Source organism: Mycoplasmopsis phocirhinis, from assembly GCF_004216495.1.
GTDB lineage: Bacteria > Bacillota_I > Bacilli_A > Mycoplasmatales > Metamycoplasmataceae > Mycoplasmopsis > Mycoplasmopsis phocirhinis.
In genome coordinates, this window is record NZ_CP034841.1 from 543,102 (window position 1) to 565,097 (window position 21,996).

Below are 21,996 nucleotides of genomic sequence, written 5' to 3' on the forward strand. Positions count from 1 at the left end.
TTAAAAAAAACATTAAAGAAAGGAAATAATGATTAGTTTAATTATTAAAGAAATTAAGATAAAAAAAGAAAATATGAATAATTTCAATGAATATATTAAAAATTGAATTTATGTTTCTAAACAACAAGAATTAAATTTATCTATCGATGGATTTTGGGCTGGCGACAAATTTAACATAGTTGAGCGTTGAAGTTCAGAAGAATCGTTTAATAAATTTGCTAAAACGGAACAATATAAAGAATTTTTAACTTTTGTTGAAAATTCTGCTCAAATGCCTTTAAAAATAAAAAAATATAAAACAATAATTTAATGAAAGAAAGTATGCAAAAAAAGAAAAAGAAAAAATTAATTTTAGCATTATCAACTTCTGCAGCAGTTTTATCTTTAACAAGTATTGTAGTTTTTCGTACATATTACAAGTTAAATAAAACCAACAAAAAACCTAATAATACTATTCAAGATAATGAAAAAAATAACGATACAGGTAATAAACAAACACAAAATAATTTACCCACTAATACAGACAAAAAACCATCTCAAAACGAGCAGACACCAATTCAATCTAATGAATATATAAATCAACTTAGGTTATTAAAATTTAAAAACGATATTAGTCAAAAAATAATTGAGAATGAAACAAAAAAACCAACAAACAACAAAACAGAACAAGAGCAATTTTTAAACTTAATAAAAAGTTTTGATGATCAACTTTCACAACTTTTAAAATTTAACGAATATTATCAATTGGATAGTCAAGTTCAAAACCAAATCCAAAATTTAAACAATATTGAAATATCGCGGCAAAATATTACTAATATTAAAAATGACATAAATCAGTTAATTTTAAATTCAAAGGAATTTATATTACAAAATAATATTCAAACAAATAACGTAGATTTTAAGCAATCTAAAGATGACTTATTTAATACAATAAACAATTCAAATCAATTAACAAATGAACAAAAAAATGAGTTAAGTGAAAATTTAAAAAATGATTTATTAGATGATGATTTAGTTCTAACTCAAATGAAATTTTTAGAATTAGAGAACAAAAATAGAAATTTTGAGCAAAATTTAGCCAATAGTTCAATAGCCGGATCAATTAAAAATGATATCCAACTGATTTTAAATATCAATAAAAATAACGACAATTATTCTTATAAAATTGAAGTTGAAAAATTATTAAGTTCAATTGAACAATTAAAAACTAAATTAAAAAATATAGATAATGAATTGAATTCTCAAAATACAAATAATTTAAAAAAATTTGATCTATACACCCTTAAAAGTGAATATAGAGATGTTTTTGATACGAATTTAAATAAATTACATATTTTAGATTTTAGCAACACTATTGCAAAAATAAATGAATTTAGTAATAAAATTGATGAAATAAACGCTAAAACATATGAAAAAACTGATAAATCATTAGAGCAAATTTTACTTGAACATACGCAAAATCTGTTTATTTTAGAAGAACATCGAGGAGCAAAAAAATACGATTTTGACCAATACCAAAGCTCAGGCTCATTTAATTTAAAAAATGCTAAATTATTTTTTGATTACCAAGATAATAAAATATTTGATTTTGAAATAATTAATTTAGAGTTAAATGGCCAAAACCTTGAAACATTACAAGCAAGTATTGAAGTTAAAATAAAAGGTTTTGACACACCTAAAGCAATATTTAAAAAACAAAAAACATTCCAAAGGGGAGCTAAAAACGATTTAGATTCCATTACAATAAACAATTTAGATGATTTATACGATATTAACTATGAATTAATTAATTCGTATACCGAACAAGAGTGACAAAATCTTTCACAGGAACAAAAAAATAAGATTTTAACACCAAAAAAAGCAAAAATAGGAAAATATTTTAGCCAAACTTTTACCAATTTAAAAATACAAAATACTAAAGTAAGTGCTGATATTGATATTTATTTTGGTAAACAAAAACTTAAAACATTAAGTTCTATGTCAGCAAATAATATATCATGAAGAAATCTAACTACATATCCAACTCAAGAAGATTATTGGGATAAAATTAATTTAGATAAAACTCTGAATATCATAAGAGGTGATAAAAATCAAGCACTTCAAGAGTTATTTAAAAACACCACGATTAAAGACTTAAATAATTACACAACCCATTCAGATATTTTAGCCTCTGATGCTCAGGCAAAACTTGGTGAAATTTACAATTTACCAAAATTTGGTAATTATGAAATTTATATTGAATTTTCTGAACCAAATGGAGATAATTCAGTATATGGAGATACAAAAATTTCACGATCAGCTTCTGGTGGTTCAAGATTAATTTATTTATGGTACAAAAAAAACGGTGTTAAAGCACCCAAAGTACAAAATAGATCTAGAACTATTAATTCATTTGCTTACTTAAATTACGAAGATATTAAACCTAAACAAAAACATTTTAGTGCTGAAGATTTTATACCAATTAGAAATAGTGTTGTTGAGGAATCATTTAAACAACAAATTGATAGAATAAATGAATCTAATTTTCACATTAGTTTTTCAGAAGGCAAGGTTAATACTCGTCAAAATGTTGTAGAGTATCGTAATTTAAATGTTAAATCATTTATTGAACAAGAAGCATTTAATAAATTTAATTATTTTATAAAAATTAAAGATGGTCGTGATGCAAAAGGTATCAATCATGATAATGAAACCTTTTTATCAACAAAATACAAAAACCATTTATACGATAAAGATATCGTTGTAAATACTGACATGCAAGCTTCATTACTAGAAAATTATTTTTACTATTTTTACGATTTTGAACAAGTTTCAAAAAGAAGTATTTCGTTTAAAGTGGGTTGAATTAATCGTTTTGATAACAATAAAAGATACACTAATGGTCAAAAATATACATTGATAAATATAGTTAATGATTATGAACAAGCGCTATATCCTGATATTATGTTAAATAATATAAATCTAAATGATTTAACTATTAACTTTAACTCTTTATCTCTAAACACAGCAAATTATTTTGTAAATCATCCTGATGAGTTAAACCAATTAATTACATTGAATGCTAATGAACAAAATAACATTGTTTACAATAATTTTGAATTACCCGCACAAAATTTTAAAATTAGCGAAGTAATTCCTTACGGTAATGATTCGGCATATATTAAATTCAGCGTAGAAGGCTATGATCCAATCGGAGATAAAACCAAGATTATACAATCACACGCATATTTAAAAATAAATGGTTTTAAAGCAGATTCTTCAGTAAATGAAACAGAAAATATTGACGATATGCTTTTAGACAACTCGAATTTAAGTGTTATTTTTAAATCAAGCAAAGAAGTTAAGAGAAGACGAGTAATAGAACCATACTGGCGTGACTTAATGTGGCAATATGATAAAAGTAAAGATTATGCTTTTTGAGTTTTAGATAAAAAATATTTACAAAAAACCTTTTTTGCCAATGACGCACTAAAGCGCAAATTAATTTTTGATATTCACGCAAATGCACTAATTAATGATCCAGATAAAAACAAGCGTGTTCGACAACAAAGTTTACAATTTGAATTAGATTTTGAAAATTTAATCACAAACAAAGTTATTTCTTTTGAACAAACTTCTCCCACATTTGATAATAACAGTTCGTTTAAATATAATGTTATATTTCAATATTTAGAGGATCAAGGAATTAAAATTATTATTACAACTCAAGATAATAATTTTAAAGTTATTATCGATGAACCTGAAACACAAAGATTCACAAATAATCAAATTTTTGATCAACAAAAAGCCTTAATAATTTTACCTGCTGCGGTTAAAACAACTATTGAATATACTAATGAAGTTCAAAATGAAAATTTTAATATTAACTCAAATAAATTTGATTATAACGATGTCTTTTATAATCGCTACGACCAACCGATTTTATTCAGTAATGACACAGAATTTTTAAAAAATAAAGATATTTATTATCCTAATCAAAATGTGCCTTATAAGCTACATGATGGTTATAAAATGAATGTTGACACATTACGCTGACTTAAACAAAAAGATTGAGATTTAGCCAAAAATACATGATTAAGGGCTTTATACTATACTGCTTTAGATCGTAAAGAAGCAGGCTCAACTTCCATAATTGGCAAAGTAAATCAAGATCCAAATGATCATAAATACTATGTATTGACTAATCGACATGTAGACGGCGAAACTAAATTTAAAAAATGAGATCAACTTGTAGGCGACAATTTTTTAACAGATAAAGACCAACGTCGATTAGCATTTTCAGCTAAAAATATTTATTCAGATGTAAACCGCGCTGCCAGACCTTTTTTACCTCACATAAATAATATAAATGGAGTTAGATATAATCCAGTCGGTACTACTATTTGGTCAGGAATAGAGCAAATTAGTGAAAATGAAGGTATTACACCCAAAGAAGAAGATCTAAATATTTTTATAGTCGATTTAAATAATGACTATCAAAACTCTATTCAAAGTGGTGCGTTTAACCGTGTGTGAAAATACGAAAACTTAAAGAAATTACCCAATGCCAAGTTTAACATCGGATCAAAACAAAGTATTATTTCTGTACCTTATACCCGTGAAGTTGCGAGTGTTGGATGACCTAATGGTAAAATAGCAGGCCATATCAATCGTCGTCCTAAAATTGAAAATGGTGAAATTATTCAACTACACACACAAGAAAATTATTCACAAGTATTTGCTGGTAGAATTGGTTCAGGAACTGGTATGTATGTTGATGATGATACATACATTGCGACTTGAAAAGAAGGTTTCAATGGACGCGCAAGCCAAGGACCTAGATACGTAAATCGTAATTATAACTATTTTGGTGTAAATTTTGATGGACAACATCCTTTTGATATTAAAAACACACATTCATTCGCGGCCCAAATTATTAGAGCTAATTTAACTAATCCAAATCAATATGACTTGCCTTGATTTTTTGAAGCAATTAAAGATCAAAATGAATAAGATAAAAACGCAATTAAATGCGTTTTTTTGCTTGAAATTTTTTAAAAATTGTTATCATAAATTTTATGAAAAAAAATTTAAAAATAATTCTTAGTTTAGCATCTTTTACAACTTTACCTGCACTAGTTTCGTGTGCTAAGACAATCAAAAATGAACCAGAAAAAGTTTCAAACGAACAACAAAATTCGCTCTTTAAACTTTATCAAAACCAAGCTGTTAAAAAAATAAATGATTTAAATAGTTTATCTTTACAAAATTTAGTTAAAAATTTAGAATTAAATTATCCCCAAAATTTGGATGAAAATCAGTATAAAACTTTGAATTTTAATCTTGAACAGATAGCCAATTTATATATTGGTGTTTTAAATTTAAATAAAACCACTCCAGATAAAAAAGTTGAAATTGAATTTGCAAATGAACACAAAATAAAACAAGATATAGTACAATACACTGATTTATTATCTAAATTAAACAAAGAAATAAATTTAGATAATTTTAATTCTACTTTAATTGAAAATTGCAATTAACACAGAATCAATTAATTGAATTAAACGCAGAAATTTCACAACAAAATAAAAATTTTAATAAATATAACGAAATTATTAGTTCTATAGTTTTTATAGATGAAACAATAAAAAAATGAGTTGATAAAAAAATAATTTTAAGTGTAAAATCTAAACAAGATTTCAATGAATTTGCTGATGAAATTAACGAAATTAACTTTAACTACAATGTCCTAAGTGAAATTGAAAAAGAATATTTAAGCAATGACTTAAATGAAGGGTTATTTTTAGATTTAAAAAACGAATTAGAAAATTTTAAACAAAATTTTAATACTGAAATTTCTACACAAATGATAATTTCCACACAGCAACAAATATTGAAAAAATTAACTACTATAATCTTAAATAATAATTTAGTTACTGAATCTAAAAAACAAATTAAAGACCAAATTAAAGAAGATATACTTGATTTATATATTAGCCAAGCTGATTTTGAAATTTTAAATCAGGAATTAATTAACTCTGTAAGTAATGAGCAAATTAACAATATCAAAAATAAAATTATTAATTTTCAAACGAGTTTTGAAAATAATAAAAGCGCATCAAAGCAAATTTTAAAAAATTCTAGTTTAAACGATGAAATTAGAACCCATTTTTTATCTAAACTTGAAATAAGTAAAAATTTTATTGAATTTGAACAAACAAAAAATGAAATTAAGGAATTAAAAGATATTATTGAGCGCTTGCTGATGTTGCAATCTGAATATAACACTAAAATTGTAAATAAAATTATTTTAGGTCAAAAAGCTTATGAATTACGAAAAATTAACATTGAAATTGCTCAATATTTTAAAGACAATAATTTAGATGTTCTTGAATCATATGATGTGACAAAAATAAAGACTGTTTTTAATCAAATCATAGAGAATATTTTAAAAATTATGTCAACTAATTTTAGTGAGCAAGAAAGTGATTTAGATTTATTTAAACTTGAAACACAAAATATATTTAATTTAGAATATTCACAAAATGTAAAAAATTCAGAAATAGAGCAATATATTAATCAATTATCATTTGATCTAAAAAAAGCAAACTTAATTTTTAATCATTTTGACAATAATTTAGCAACATTTGAAATTATAAATTTAAAATTAAGTGGTGACGACCTAGACATTTTAAATGTTGAAGTTAAAGCTAAAATGAAAAATAATGATTTAGAATATTCATTTAATTTAGCCAAAAAATTTGATTTTAATGCTCAAATTTTATTAAACGCTTTAAATTATAATTATCTTGATGATATTTTTGATGTTAATTACCAAAAGTTATCAACTTATACTGCTGAGAATTTTATTAATTTGCCCGATATTGAAAAAACACAATTAATTACTGTCAAAAATTCTACAATTGGTAAATATTTTAAATACAGATTAGGCAAAGTAATTGATATTGAAAATGATAATAAATTAAGTAATATTATTGAAATTTATTGAAATAATCAAATCGTAAAAAGAATTTTACTTCGCTCTAAACAACAAATTAATTTTGCAGAAAATGAAATTATAGGTCAACAAATTAAAGATAAGTTGGATTTAGAAAAAATTTTACAAATTGTTAACGGCGATAAATCACGATTTTTTGAAAATATTAGTTTTAAAAATTTAGCTAATAGAGATACTCATTTATCATATTTAGCTTCACAAGCAATTGAAGTTTTTGATAGATTATATAATCTTCCTACTTTTGGTAAATATAGCGTTTTTATTAAAAAACTTTCACAAATAGATGATTATAATGGCCGCACTAATTTTAGATTATGATATAAAATAGATGGTCGTGAAGCACCTGGTTTTGAGCAAAATTTAAAAAACCAAAATGAATTTAGTGTTGATGGGTTTCAATTAGAAAATTTCTTTGATGTTCATCCCGAAAATTTTGAATATAACGAAGATTTTTTTAATAATCAACAATATATTAAACCTGATCAGCAAACATTAAATTTAATTGAAACAATAAATGAAACTAACTTTGAATGACGCAAATTACAAACCGTGCGACAAATAAATGCGAGTAGAGATTTATTTTTTAGACAATTAAATCCTAAAAATTTTATTGAACAAAAAGCATTTAATAAATTTGAATATTTAATTGAATTAAAAAATTATCAAGCAAAAACTATCCAAAGTTCTAAAGATCTAAACATAATTGGCTCTCAACAAGATAATTTATATTCTGAACAATTAACACCTAATTTAAATGATATTACTCAATTACGAGCTGATTACTACACATATTATTATGATTTTGAATTCATCAATAGATATAGTTTAAATTTTAAAATTGGTTTTATTAATAAAAAAAATCATAACATTAGATATTCAAGTGCTAAAAAATACACATTAATAAATTTAGTTAATGATTTTGAACAATATCATTATCCAAGTATAATTCTTAATCAATTACAATATAGTGATATTAATATAAATTATGAACAAATAAATAATTTAAATCAAATAAATATTGAAAATTTGAATAAATATATCAGTGTCCGTGGTGAAAATAATTTAATATCATATAATAATTTTGATTATCCGACTACTTTATTTAAGATTAAGGAATTTAAAATTTTAAATAATCAATTATATGTGCGTTTTGGTGTTAAAGCATGAGACCCATACACTAACACTACCAGACGTGATGTATTATCGGCCAGTTGAATAAGAATTTCTACTCAACCAATTAATGAAGAAATTGACTTAAATTTATTTAATTTTAATGGTAACCATAATTTAAAAACTTTAAAACTTTCACCAAATAAAATTGTGCGAGAGCGAATAATTGAACAATACTATAAAGATGTTTTTTGACAGCATAATAAAAAAACTAACAGTGCGAGTTGAACTTTGCTGAAAAAATATTTAGATAAAACTTTTTTACAACCAAATACAACACAGCGTTCAATAAAATTACATTTATATGCTAATGTTTTATTTTTTGATGAAAATAAAGTTAAGCGAATTAATGACGAAAATCAAGGATTAAATTTGACAATAGATTTTGAACAACTATTAAAGCAAAAAAATCAATATTTTGACTGACAAACAACAATAAATGAGACTGAAAAACTTGAGATTCGTGTTGTATATGAATGAGATGAAAATGAGGGTATAAAATTTAGAATTTATCCAAAAAATTCAGATTATAAAATTAAAGTTGAAATTAGTGATTTAGTTCAAAATAAGCAATATACTAATTTTGATGCACAAAACGCATTTATAATACATCCAAGTGGTGCTAAAATAACTTTACATTATGTTAATAATGTTGAAGAAGAAAATTTTGGCACTCATACAAATCAAATAAACTATAATAAAGTGTTATTTACTCAAGTTAATCAACCAATAACTATTTACAATCCTGAAACTGAATATGAATACAACCACTACAACCCAAATCAAAATGTTGATTTTAAACTTCATAGTGGTTATAAATTGAATTCTGAACGTTTTAGATACAGTGAATATCAAAATAACGAATTAAGCAAATCAACTTATGATCGCTCACTTTTACTTAGATATATTTCTAACCGTGGAACGATTATATCAGGCACAGCATCTGTAATAGCTAAAGTAAATTCAGATCCAAATGATTATAAATTTTATTTAATTACCAATCGTCATGTAAATGGTGGAGATTTGAATGATTTTTCTCAAATTAAAGATGAAAATTTGCTTTTGAGTCGAAAAAATCGAACTCTTGCGTTTGTAACTAATTTAGTTGGTAATAAAATTATTCATAATTATAATTACAACAACATAACTAATCGTGTGAGTGGACTAGAAGAAAAATTGATTTATGTTGGGATAAATCAAAGTAATGAAACTGACAATAATACCAATCTTAAACCAGACTTAAGTGTTTTTGTAGTTGATCTAAAACAAGAGTATTTAAAAGCTAAACGTAATGGTTATTTATTTGTTGCTTGAAAAATAGAAAATTTAATGCAAAAAACAAATGTTAATTTAGATATAAATTACCACTATACTAATATTATTTCTCCGGTTATACTACCAAGCGTGGGTAGTGGTTATCCATCGTTAAATTTAACTAGTTGAATTTCTAATCGTCCAAAATTTATAAATGGTAACAGTGTTCGCTTTGAAACGCACTCATACTTTCCATCTATTAATTTTTCTTCCGGTTCTTCAGGCAGTGGTTTTTACACAACCGAAGATTCTTTATTAGGTTTAATAAATGTTGTTGTAACAAATTATGTTTGAACACAAGGGCCTTTATACGCCGGCAAGGACTTCAATTATTTAGGTATAAATTTTGATGGGCAAAATCCACTTGAATTACAAAACAAAAATTCTTTAGGTTTGCAGATTTTGCGTGCTTCTTTAGCTCACCCAAATGAATATGATTTGCCTTGATTTTATAAAAATTTAAATTAACAAATTCAAACCCTAGTGTTTGAATTTTTAATAATATGTATTAAATTTTCAATAAAAAGATGGGATAAACCCATCTAAATTTATTATTTTATTTAATAATTTTTGTAACGTTACCGTAACCTACAGTGTGTCCACCTTCACGAATTGAGAATTTTGTTCCTTCTTCAACAGCGATCGGTGAGATTAATTTAACTGTTAATTCAACATTTTCACCTGGTGTAACCATTTCACGGCTTGCTTCAAATTCAACTCCACCTGTTACGTCAGTTGTACGGAAATAGAATTGAGGTTTATAGTTTTTGAAAAATGGTGTATGACGTCCACCTTCGTCTTTTGTTAAAACATAAATTTGTGCTGTAAATTCTGTATGAGGAACAATTGAACCTGGTTTAGCTAGAACTTGTCCACGTTCAATAGCAGTTCTTTCAACACCACGTAATAATAAACCAGCGTTGTCACCCGCTTGTACTTCTTTAAGATTTTTACGGAACATTTCCATTCCTGTAACAACTGTTTTTTTAGTTGGTTTTAAACCGACAATTTCAACTTCTTCGTTAAGATTTAATCTTCCACGTTCAACACGACCTGTTGCAACTGTACCACGACCTGAAATTGTGAAAACATCTTCAACTGCCATTAAGAATGGTTTGTCAAATTCTTTAACAGGAGTTTCAATTCATGAATCAACTGCGTCCATTAATTCCATAATTTTTGCTTCGTACTCTGCGTTTCCTTTAAGTGCTTCAGCAGCTGAACCACGAATAAACGGTGTGTTGTCTCCGTCAAAACCGTATTTTGAAAGTAATTCACGCACTTCAACTTCAACTAAGTCAACCATTTCAGCTTCGTCAGCAGATAACATATCGACTTTATTTAAAAATACAACCATACGAGGAACACCAACTTGTTTTGAAAGTAAAATGTGTTCACGTGTCTGAGGCATAGGACCATCTGTTGCGGCAACAACTAGAATTGCACCGTCCATTTGAGCTGCACCAGTAATCATATTTTTAATGTAGTCAGCGTGACCTGGACAGTCTACGTGTGCGTAGTGACGTGCTTCTGTTTGGTATTCAATGTGTGAAGTATTAATTGTAATACCACGTGCTCTTTCTTCAGGAGCATTATCAATTGATGCATAATCACGTGCTTCGGCTAAACCTTTTTTTGATAATACAGAAGCAATAGCAGCTGTAAGTGTAGTTTTACCGTGGTCAACGTGACCGATAGTACCGATATTTACGTGTTCTTTATCACGGTTAAAATCAATTTTTGCCATATTTTATTTCCTTTCATAAATATTAAATTGTTTTAGCGCTAAACCAACCTGTGTGCGGTCTTTCATCCGCAACCTATCCATAATCACTATTTACGTGTAAGAAAATAGCATATCTATTTTAGCAAAGAAACAATATTTTATTAATAATTAATATTGTATATCAAAATTAATAAATAATAATTTAATATCTTAATTCAAGACTTATATTGTAGCTTAGCATAGATTAATATATAATATTACGCATAATTGAGAATGGAGACTGTATGAAAACAAAATATATAAATAATAATGATTTAAGTATCAAAAATATTGGCCAAAAAGTTGTTGTTCATGGCTGGATTGCAAATAAAAGACGTTTTAGTGGTTTAACATTTATTGATTTAAGAGATCGAAGTGGAATAGTTCAATGTGTTTTTAAAGAAGATATCAATATTCCAAAAGAAAGTGTGCTCGAAATTACAGGTAATATCGTAGCTCGCAAAAACATTAATAAGGATCTAAAAAGTGGAGAAATTGAAATTTTAGTCAATAGTTTTACTGTATTTTCGACTGCTGCAGAGGAATTGCCATTTTCTATTAGAGATGATATTAATGTTAATGAAGATTTAAGATTAAAATATCGTTATCTAGATTTAAGAAGAGAAAAAATGAAAAATAATATTATCTTAAAAAGTAATTTAATGCACATTGTTCGTGAATTTATGTTTAAAAATGGATTTATTGATATCGAAACTCCGATGTTAGCTCGTTCAACACCTGAAGGTGCTAGAGATTTTTTAGTTCCCACACGCACTCAAAAGCAATTTTGAGCATTGCCACAAAGCCCACAATTGTTCAAACAAATTTTAATGATTTCAGGTTTTGAAAAGTATTACCAATTTGCAAGATGTTTTAGAGATGAGGACGGCAGAAAAGATCGCCAACCTGAATTTACTCAATTAGATATTGAAGTTTCCTTTACAAATATTGAAGATTTTCAATCTTATATTGAAGAATTATTTAAGTACATTTTTAAACAATTAAATTTAAATTTAATTACTCCACTACCTAGAATTAAGTATTTTGATGCTTTAAGAGATTACGGTACTGATAAACCGGATTTAAGATACGGATATAAATTACAAGATATTAATGAATTTGCAAATAATACTGATTTTCATATTATTAAAAATGCCCCTGTTAAACGAATGCTTTTTGTTGAGTCGATAATTAGCAAAAAGCAATTTAAATTTTTAGAACAAATTGCTTTTAAAAACAAATCTAATGCTTTATTTTATTTTGTTGTAGAAAATAACAAAATTATCCATTCAAATTTTGCGAATAAAATTATGAGTGAGGTTTTGAAATTAATTGAGCAAAATAATAATAAAGATGGTTCATATTTTATTGTTGCTAATACCTTCGAAAATGCTTCAAAATCATTAGGAGCTATTAGAGTTGAATTGAATGAAATGTTTGCTTACGCTAACAAAAATGAATATCATTTATCATGAATTACGGATTGACCAATGTTTGAATATGATCAAGAAAATAATGCTTGACAAGCTGCTCATCATCCTTTTACACAATTTGATCATGATTTGATAGAACTAGATTCTTTACCACTTGAAAAAATAAAAGCTAAAAGCTATGATCTTGTGTTAAATGGTTTTGAGTTAGGTTCTGGTTCTGCTCGTATTTTTGAGCAAAAGACCCAACAAAAAATGTTTGAATTAATTGGTATGAACTCAGAACAACAACAAGCAAAATTTGGCTGATTTATGAATGCTTTTAAATATGGGGTACCACCTCACTGTGGAATTGGTTTAGGAATTGACAGATTAGTGATGATTTTAACACAAGAAAAAAGCATTAGAGATGTAATTGCATTTCCTAAAAATACTAAGGCCCAAGACGTATTTACACAAGCCCCAAATATTGTTGATCAAAAACAACTTAATGAGTTATTTATAGAAATTAAACCCGAAGATTAGTTATATTTTGAAGGAATGTTTATGACTTATTTAAAATATTTATATCCCGAAATTGAACCATATTTTAAAGGTTTTTACTCACCAAAAGACAGTGAACACCAAGTTTATTATGAAATCAGCGGAAATCCTGACGGAATTCCGGTAATTTATGTTCATGGAGGACCCGGAGGCGGTACTAGTGCTCTTTGTCGTCGTTATTTTGATCCTCAAAAATATAAAATAATTTTATTTGATCAAAGAGGCTGTGGTAATTCTTTTCCATCATTACTAACTAAAAACAATACAACTGATTTTTTAGTGGAAGATATGGAAAATATTCGTCAATTATTGAATATTGAAAAATGAGTTTTATTTGGTGGTTCATGAGGCACCGCTTTAAGTTTATGCTATGCAATTAGATATCCTGAAAATGTTTTAAAAATGATTTTGAGAGGGATATATTTAAATCGCCAGAGTGATATTGATTGATTATATCAAGAAGGTGCTTCGTATATGAAACCTCTTGAATTTCAAAGATACATTAATATACTAGATAAAACCGAGCGACAAAACATTGTTGCTGCGTATTATAAGCGTATGAATTCAAGCGATGAAAAAATCCGCAATCAAGCATTGATAGAATGAACTCGATGGGAAAGTGCTTTGATCAGTGTTAATAAAATGAATTTTGACGTTGAAAAAGATATGAAATCCACGAGTGAAATCTCTTATTTAGAAAATTTCTATTTTTACAATAAAGGATTTATGAGCGAAAATTATATTTTAAATAATATTGATAGAGTAAAAGATATTGAGACATTTATAGTTCATGGTGAGTATGATTTGGATTGTCGTCCATCAGGAGCATATGAATTACATCAGGCTCTAAATAAATCTCATTTATTTTTACTAACTAAAACTGCTCATACTCAAAGAGAATGAAAAATAACAAAAACTCTTGTTAATATTATGCAAAAACTCACTTTTTAGTTTTTTGTGTCTTTAATATATCTGTATATGTATAATTATATTGCATAATTAAAAATATTAGAGAGTAAGGTTCAATGAATAAATTTAATATTGATTTGTTATAAACATATCAAAGCTAGTAAAATTTATTTTATTTATTGTTATTCTTAAAAAAGTTTTAAATAAAATTGTGCGTTGGGAGCAAGATGATTATTAAATTTCACAGACGATTTTCAAGACAAATACCTTGGTCAATAAATACAGTTTTTAAGTTATTTGATTTTAATAATAAAATAGCAAATGAAGACGAATACGAAAAATTAAAACAAGTTGCTATTGAAGCGTTAAAAAATGAAAACCAATTAACATTTTACAAACAAAATTTAGTTTCAAAAAAAATACAAAATAACTCCTTTTTGAATATTTTAAATAAAGGCGAACAAGCATTTAACACTGACGATCCTCTACAAAATGTATTAAACATGTTAACTATTATCAATGGTTATACGATGAGTTTAGTACCTATTGATAGACCTGTTTCTCGATTTAATATAGATTATTTAGATGGTAAATGTGCGTATTCAATGAATGAAGTTGCTGTTGGTGAAATTTTTAATCCAAGTATAAATGGGACACAATCACAAAGAAATAATTTATTATTTTTAGAATCTATAGATGAAGCAGATTTTTTAAATTATCTAAATTCAATTACAATGACAACCGACGTAATTAATAAAATATTTAATTTTATGGCTTTTAGAAAAATTTTAAGTACTGTAGCCAATAATGTTGATACTGCTTCAACCGCTGAAATTGATTGAACTACAGAAGGTTGAGATCAATTTGGTGAAACTTCTTTAATAAGAAAAAGCCAGCAAAAAACTATCAAATGTCACATTTAGATTTAAAAATTTTAATAATTAATAAACACAAAATTTATTAATTTTGTGTTTATTTTATTCATCTTTAAGATATTCCTTATCATAAATTTTTTGAGCAATATGTTTAGGAACAACTTTTTGCAATTCGTCTAAATTTGCGTTATAAATATTATTATAGGTTTTAAAAAAACTTAATAATTTATCTTCATAAACTGAACCAATTCCTTTAATTCTTTGTAATTTGCCCTCAAGCGATGAAATTTTTTTGCGTTTTCAAAAAATTGATTTAGCGAAACGATCGACTTCATCCTGTATGTATGTTAAGAAATTTTTTAATGACTGTGGTTTTATTGTTTTTGCGTTTTCTTCGACATCTATTATATGACTTGTACGGTGATGTTCGTTTTTTACTAAACCTATAACTTTTATTGAAAGTTGATATTTGTTTAAAACTTGTTTTACTTCATGTATTTGGGCTAAACCACCATCCACAACAATTAAGTCAGGCATTAATTTTTTGTCTGAATTGAAGTATTTTTCTACACTTAAACGCATATATTCAACATCAGCTTGACGGTGATTGATTTCAGGATGTTTAAATGAACGATAATATAGTTTATTTTTAAATCCACTACATATTGCTATCGCAACTCCAACCGGCAAATTATTTGCTAAATTAGAATTATCAAAAACAATAATATTATTAGCGATTAAACCGCCGGTATATTTAGCTAAATCTTTTAAATTATTGTATGCTTTGTTTTGAGAACTAAGTAAATAATTAGCATTGTTTTTTACAAAATCCTGTAAATTTAATTCGGCAATTTCTAAAATTTTTTTATACATTCCCATTTTAGGGAATATAAATTTTAACTCGCTTTGATCTATAAATTCGTGCTTAAGTAAAATTTCGTTGGCTATTATATTATCAGGAATATGCTTGGTGGCATAGTAGCTTTGGAAAAAATTATTAAGTGTTTCGTCTGTATCGATGTAAACATCAATAACAACATTATCCTTGCCGATTAAATTTCCATGTCTATAAAAAAGTAAAGTTATAAAAATTCGTTCTTTTTCAACTTGACAAGTAAAAACATCAATGTTTTTAAAATTTTTTAACTCAACAATTTGATCTTCACTTATTTTATTTAAATATTGTAAGGAATTTTTGATATCTAGTGCGATTTCGAATTGTAGTTTTGAACTAGCATGAAACATTTTTTGTTCAAGTTGTGCTATATAGTTTTGTTTAAAAGTTATTATCCGTTTTAAAAAATCAAATTTTTGTCTTCAAAAATCATAATTATTTTCTTTAATTTTTAAACCGTTTTCATAAAAAGCCTCACGTTCAAGCAATTTAAGAATAATACTGGCTCCATAACCTTGAGGAAAAGGACCAAAATAAAATAATTGAGTATTTTCTTTTTTTGTTATTTTTCGGACTATTGAAATTTCCAAACCCTTTGGTTTAAGTTCTATTTTAATATATGGATATCATTTATCATCCAATAATAAAATGTTATATTCAGGATTGTATTTATCAATTAATTGTTTTTCCAATAAAAGCGCTTCTTTATCATTACGGGCTATAAATATTTCAAAATCATTAATTTTTTGAACTAACGCAGTTGTTTTGTATGAATTAATAGCACCCTCGAAATATTGTTGCATTCTACGATTTAAATTTTTTGCCTTGCCTACGTAAATAATTTTATTATTGATATCTTTTCATAAATAGACTCCTGGTTGTTTTGGAACCAATTGAAGTTTATTTTTTAATAAATGTTGTTGCATTAAATGTTTTCCTCAATAAAATCGGTTATTATTTCGTGTGGATAAAATTTACTACCACGTTTTTTTATTTGATTGTTAACTATGATCAAAAAAGTTGGTATGTCAAAAATTTTATATATATTGTTAATATCTTTATAAATTTTTGCTTCATCAATATCAATATTCATAAATTTGACATCTGTTTGTGAAGTGAATTTTTGTTCAATATACTCATAAGTACTACTCATAATTATTGAATCTTTATCGTTTTGCCTGCTAAAAATTACAAAAAAAATTTTTTCAGCGTTTTGTTTATTAGCAATAATTTTTTGTGCTTCTTCTCACGAATATGTTTTCATTAATTTTTACTTTCTTCCATAAAAGGACTTATTCAATCTCCGTTATCTTCTTCTATTGTTTGAGTGTCATTTAAATTATTTTTTGATTTGCTTTTTTCAGTATCAAAAACTGTGGTCATAAAAGTAAAACTGTCAGAATTTGAATTTTTGTTTTGCGTTTTTGTTTGATTTTGCATCTTAAGTTCAGTAGTCATTATTTCATCAAAACCTAATGAAATATTGTTATTATTTTTTTTGCTTATAAACGGTTTTATTTCAGGTGCATTTTTGTCAAAATTATCAATTTTATCACTTGAATTGTGTTCAGTTTTTTGTTCTAAATCGCTTAAATCAAAACCTAATTGAGTAATATCATCTGTTGAATGATGATTTTGAATGTTATTGTTCATTTCTAATTGAATAGTTTGTGAATTACCTTGTTTTTTCAAGTTAATATTGATATTTTTTAATTCATCTTGGTACAATTCCTGTGTTTGAACTCTTCTTAATTCAATAGTTTGGTCAATAACATTGTTTGGGTTATTTTTTAGTTTTATTTCATTATTAATTTCATTGTCGTAATTAATTTCAATTAATTGCGTGTTATGTATTTGTATTATTTCACTTTTGGTTTTTATTTCACTTGTGAGATTAATTGTATCTATTAATTGACTTTGGTTATTTAAAGCTACATCATTATTTTTTGTTAGATTTTGGCCATTATTGAATTCGGCAGGTTCAATGTTTTTGTTTTGATAATACGAATTAAATTCGATATTATTTTTTGCATTATCAATTGTTGAATTTGAGGTTTTGTTTTCTTGTATATTTATAGAATTCAATTCTATTTGATTCAATTTCTCTTTATCAATTGAACTAATAAATTCATTGTTATTTTCATTAGTTGATTTTGTTTTCAAAAAGTATTCACTTGTTAGTGGATTATTTGATAGTGTTTCGCGATTTTGCTTTTTGTTTATTTGTTTGATAATTTTTGTCATCGAGTTTGTTTCGGTATTTATTTCTAATACTTTAGCTGAAAGATTGATGAAGTCAAAATAACGACTCACTTCATTGGTGAAATAATAAACAGTATTGATTTTTTTATTTTTTAAGTAAACAATTACCTGTTCTAATGATTTATTGCCTGCGAAATTTTTAAAATATTCTCTTGGTTTAAGTGTTAATAAATAAATTCAAGAAAGGCAATGAATGGCTAAAATTAATGTAAAAACTAATCACGGGCTTATTACTATAACATGTAATATGTTAAATATTGAATCTATGAATATTCCAATATTACCGTTAGTGTTTGGGTAATTCAATATTGACTGGGTATTTCCTTGAGTAAATGACTTATATCAGCCTTCTACGAAAATAGTTTTTAAATCGCTAAATGAATAATAATTTATATTTGAAATGTTTCGTTGTGAAAGTAAATATCAATGATAACTTAAAATAAAAACAGTTAAATTAAGTCAAATAAACATTTTGATTCGACGACGAATGATCCAATAATCTACGCGCCGGTATGGTTTTACTCATATAAAATAATATCGATTAAAAAGCGATTCTAACCAGTTTAAAATTAGTGATATAAAAATACCTAAAACAATAAAAATTGTTAAATCGCCGAATGCTAAACCTATAGAATATAGATATATTTTTTTAAAAATAGTTGCTGTTTTGCCAATTCCAAATATATTAGAACTATATTGAACTAAAACAATAAAAGTTGTAAAAAACAAAAAAATCGTTAATTTTAAAAATTCAGGAAAAGCATTTGATTTTCTATCTCGAATTATTTGATTTTTACTCTTTTTTTCAATTTTTTTTATAAAACTAGGACGTGGATTTTTAGTTATCGAGGAGTAGTTATTCATAAAAATAATTATACTTAAATTGTGTAATTGTTTATTCAATAAATTAGAGTTCAAATTTAATAAATTAATTTATTCAAAAAATCAATAAAGTTAAATTTATTGATTTTTTGAATTTAATAACTCCTGAATTTCTTTTTTATAAATAGGGCCTTGTTCGGTCCAAGGAGTTTCAAGAATAATTGGTATATTATCTCAATCTTTATCATGCACAAATGTTGCTAAAGTTTTTAAACCTATATAACCTTCACCAATATTTGCGTGTCTATCTTTGTGTGAGTTGATATCGTTTTTAGAATCGTTTAAGTGTATCACCTTGACATATTTTTGTAAATCATATTTTTGTAATAAAATTTTAAACTCATCATAATTTTTTACATTATAACCTGCATCTCAAATATGACATGTATCTAGACATAATTGAATTCTATCACTATTGCATTTTTCTAAAATATATTTCATTTGCTCAAAATTTGTAAATATTTCGGTGCCTTTTCCCGCCATTGTTTCAAGACAAATTATTACATCTAAATCTTTTGTTTGTTCTAAAACAAATATTAAGTTTTGTATTAATGTTTCAATACTTAAATTAATGTCAAATTTTGTGTGTGCTCCAGGATGTAAAACAATATATTTTGCTCCAATATAAGCAACTCTTTTTATTTCTTCAATCAAAAAATCGCTCGCAAATTTTCCTTTTTCAACCGAAGCCATATTGATTATGTAAGGTGCATGAACAATAATATCTTGATTTTTTATTTTATCAGCATACATCTCATTATACTTTTCAACATTAAATTTTTCTTTTGCTACACGTTTTGTGCTCTGTGGTGGACCTACGTAGATCATCATTGTATTTGCGCCATAATCAATGCTGTCTTTGGCTGCACTTAGTAAATAGTCAGGAGCCTTAAATTGAACATGAGAACCTAGTTTTATCATTTTGAATTTCCTTATTGTTTTGTATTAATTATCTATTTTTGACGATATTGATTGTGCTTGATAGTGTTAAAAATAAAACTGCTCAACTTGCTGAATATATAAATGAGCCCCATCAAGTGTTGTTAAGGCCAAAAATTATATTGTAATCTAACATTATGTTTTTAGCGTTAATGATTTCGCTTGGTAGTCCATTAATTGCAAAATGACGTATTAAATTACTTATTTGCGTTGAAGGCAGAATGCTTGAAAATTCTGCTAACACCCGTGGAAATGTGTGTAATGGTACAAAAGCACCTATTAAAAAACCACTAATTGAACTTAATGCTGCTGATAGGGCACTAAAGGCGGAATTATTAGCTAAAAAACTTAAAAAGAAAACAAATATTGCTGAATTTAAAACACTTCCAATCACAATAGTTGAGATTATAATAAGTGAATTTTGTGCGTTTAAAGCACTATATTTTACTGAATTTACTTCGTAAATTAAAGTTTTATCAATTGCCATTCAGATAATGCATATTATAAAAATAGTTGTGGTAATAATTATATTTAAAAAAATGTTATATATTAAATATGATAAACGCACAAATGAATTTTTAACTGGAGCAATATAAAAATCGTTAAGTATCTTTTTTTGATTATCATTTACCATCACACTTGAAAGTGAAATTGCATTTGTAAAAGTTACTACTGAAAGCATTCCAGTCATTAAAGCAATATCAGCGAAGTGATTTTTAAATTTATTTGCTGTTTGAAGTGGCAATTGATTAATAAATATGTTGCGGGCAAAAATAATAAAACATAAAAGAACTATTATTGGGCTTAACAATGTAAAAAATATACGTTTGCGATCTTTACTAAAAATTTTTAAATTACGATATGTTAGTGTGAATAATTTAGACATCATTACCTCTTGAAAGTTTAGTCACATTTAAAAATACTTCATCCATTGAACCTTTAACAAACTCGTAATCGTTAATATCTTGAATGTTGTTTTTAACAAAATCGTGACCTTGCTTAAAAGTATCGAATTTAATGATAAGGGTTGAATTTTGTTTTTGTAAATTTAATTGGCTAGCAATAATTTTATTGTGTAAGGTAGTTGAAATCGAGTGTAACATAACTGTAGAAGAAGAAAATGATTTTTTTAATTGGGCTGGTGTTCCTTCAACTAATTTCAGACCTTTATCAATAATAATTACTCGTGAGCAATCATCAGCTTCTTCCATATAATGTGTTGTGAGTAATATAGTGAGATTTCGTTGTTTTTGAATTTTTTTCAATATATCTCACACAAGTTTGCGCGAGTTTGGGTCTAAACCTGTTGTGGGTTCATCAAGAAATAAAATTGAAGGTTGATGAATCAATGCCCGTGCAATATCCACTCGTCGACGCTGACCTCCACTTAATTTGCCATATGCTTTTTTGGCAAAATCATTTAGTTTAAATTCATTGATTATTTGGTTGACAATATCATTGGTATTTTGAAGTTTTAAGTTATTTTTGTATAAATTAGCCCTTATTTTTAAATTTTCATAAACTGTTAAACTTGGGTCTAAAATCGATTCTTGAAAAACAATACCTATATCATTACGAATTTTGTTAATATTTTTATTAATAGAATTTGAATTGATATATACATTTCCACCGTCTCGTTGTAATAAACCGAGAATAATATTTAATGTCGTAGTTTTTCCAGCACCATTTAAACCTAAAAAACCAAACAATTCACCTCTTTTCACATTAAACGAAACTTCATTTAAGGCGATGAAATTCTTAAATTTTTTGAATAATTTTTCAATCACAATAATATTTTCGTGCGGTAAACCTGAGTTGTTTTTGTTCATAAAACTCCATATTTTCGTTTGCTTTTATTGAAATATTTTATACCAGATATTTTAAATAAATATCAAAAAAGAAGTTTAAATATTGAATTAAAATCACGTTTTGAATGATTTAAAAAATTATTTTTTTCGTGGTTTTTGTTTAAAATATATAAAAAATAAATTTGATTTTTTATATCTAATTAATAT

Annotated in this window: 14 protein-coding genes; 7 read left to right on the forward strand and 7 right to left on the reverse strand. The window is 25.9% G+C overall.

Translation table 4 applies throughout. The features are described 5' to 3' along the window. Positions 1-28 precede the first annotated feature (28 nt). From EG856_RS02155 to EG856_RS02170, 4 genes are all read left to right on the forward strand, one after another. A complete protein-coding gene (locus tag EG856_RS02155; protein ID WP_130429487.1) occupies positions 29-310 on the forward strand; it encodes an antibiotic biosynthesis monooxygenase in 282 nt (93 codons plus the stop codon). Then, the gene (locus EG856_RS02160) at positions 310-4,992 is read left to right on the forward strand and encodes an MGA_1079 family surface serine endopeptidase (RefSeq protein WP_130429488.1); all 4,683 of its coding nucleotides are present in this window, start codon (positions 310-312) and stop codon (positions 4,990-4,992) included. Before EG856_RS02155 ends, EG856_RS02160 begins: the two co-directional genes overlap by 1 nt. Before the next feature lie 65 nt (positions 4,993-5,057). Continuing rightward, positions 5,058-5,519: a hypothetical protein gene (locus EG856_RS02165; protein WP_130429489.1), complete on the forward strand. Its 462-nt coding sequence runs from the start codon at positions 5,058-5,060 to the stop codon at positions 5,517-5,519. Beyond that, positions 5,510-9,949: an MGA_1079 family surface serine endopeptidase gene (locus tag EG856_RS02170; protein WP_130429490.1), complete on the forward strand. Its 4,440-nt coding sequence runs from the start codon at positions 5,510-5,512 to the stop codon at positions 9,947-9,949. The genes EG856_RS02165 and EG856_RS02170 overlap by 10 nt, the downstream gene beginning before the upstream one ends. A gap of 88 nt (positions 9,950-10,037) precedes the next feature. On the opposite strand, the gene tuf is transcribed toward EG856_RS02170, so the two are convergent. Then, entirely contained in the window at positions 10,038-11,228 is a 1,191-nt protein-coding gene (gene tuf / locus EG856_RS02175) for an elongation factor Tu (RefSeq protein ID WP_130429491.1), read from the reverse strand. 263 nt (positions 11,229-11,491) lie between these two features. On the opposite strand from tuf, the gene aspS reads away from it, so the two are divergent. The 3 genes from aspS to EG856_RS02190 all read left to right on the forward strand — a co-directional run bounded on the left by aspS (position 11,492) and on the right by EG856_RS02190 (position 15,051). Next, on the forward strand, positions 11,492-13,201 hold the full coding sequence (gene aspS, locus EG856_RS02180) for an aspartate--tRNA ligase (RefSeq protein WP_130429492.1): 1,710 nt from the start codon (positions 11,492-11,494) through the stop codon (positions 13,199-13,201). Between the two features lie 21 nt (positions 13,202-13,222). Then, entirely contained in the window at positions 13,223-14,170 is a 948-nt protein-coding gene (gene pip / locus EG856_RS02185) for a prolyl aminopeptidase (RefSeq protein ID WP_130429493.1), read from the forward strand. Positions 14,171-14,355: 185 nt separating this feature from the next. Beyond that, a complete protein-coding gene (locus EG856_RS02190; protein WP_130429494.1) occupies positions 14,356-15,051 on the forward strand; it encodes a hypothetical protein in 696 nt (231 codons plus the stop codon). 54 nt (positions 15,052-15,105) lie between these two features. Here EG856_RS02190 and uvrC read toward each other — a convergent pair whose 3' ends face one another. From uvrC to EG856_RS02220, 6 genes are read right to left on the reverse strand one after another with little or no spacing between them, the layout of a single operon-like run. Then, a complete protein-coding gene (uvrC, locus tag EG856_RS02195) occupies positions 15,106-16,824 on the reverse strand; it encodes an excinuclease ABC subunit UvrC (RefSeq protein WP_130429495.1) in 1,719 nt (572 codons plus the stop codon). Beyond that, positions 16,824-17,162 carry a thioredoxin family protein gene (locus EG856_RS02200; protein WP_130429496.1) on the reverse strand — a complete coding sequence of 113 codons (339 nt, stop codon included), beginning with the start codon at positions 17,160-17,162 and terminating at the stop codon, positions 16,824-16,826. Before EG856_RS02200 ends, uvrC begins: the two co-directional genes overlap by 1 nt. Beyond that, a complete protein-coding gene (locus EG856_RS02205; protein ID WP_130429497.1) occupies positions 17,162-19,078 on the reverse strand; it encodes a hypothetical protein in 1,917 nt (638 codons plus the stop codon). The genes EG856_RS02200 and EG856_RS02205 overlap by 1 nt, the downstream gene beginning before the upstream one ends. A gap of 42 nt (positions 19,079-19,120) precedes the next feature. Next, positions 19,121-19,963 (reverse strand): deoxyribonuclease IV, encoded by an 843-nt coding sequence (locus tag EG856_RS02210; RefSeq protein WP_130429498.1) that lies wholly within the window; start codon positions 19,961-19,963, stop codon positions 19,121-19,123. A 28-nt stretch (positions 19,964-19,991) separates the two neighbouring features. Next, entirely contained in the window at positions 19,992-20,870 is an 879-nt protein-coding gene (locus EG856_RS02215) for an ABC transporter permease (RefSeq protein WP_130429499.1), read from the reverse strand. Further along, entirely contained in the window at positions 20,860-21,810 is a 951-nt protein-coding gene (locus tag EG856_RS02220; RefSeq protein WP_130429500.1) for an ABC transporter ATP-binding protein, read from the reverse strand. The genes EG856_RS02215 and EG856_RS02220 overlap by 11 nt, the downstream gene beginning before the upstream one ends. Positions 21,811-21,996: the final 186 nt, after the last annotated feature.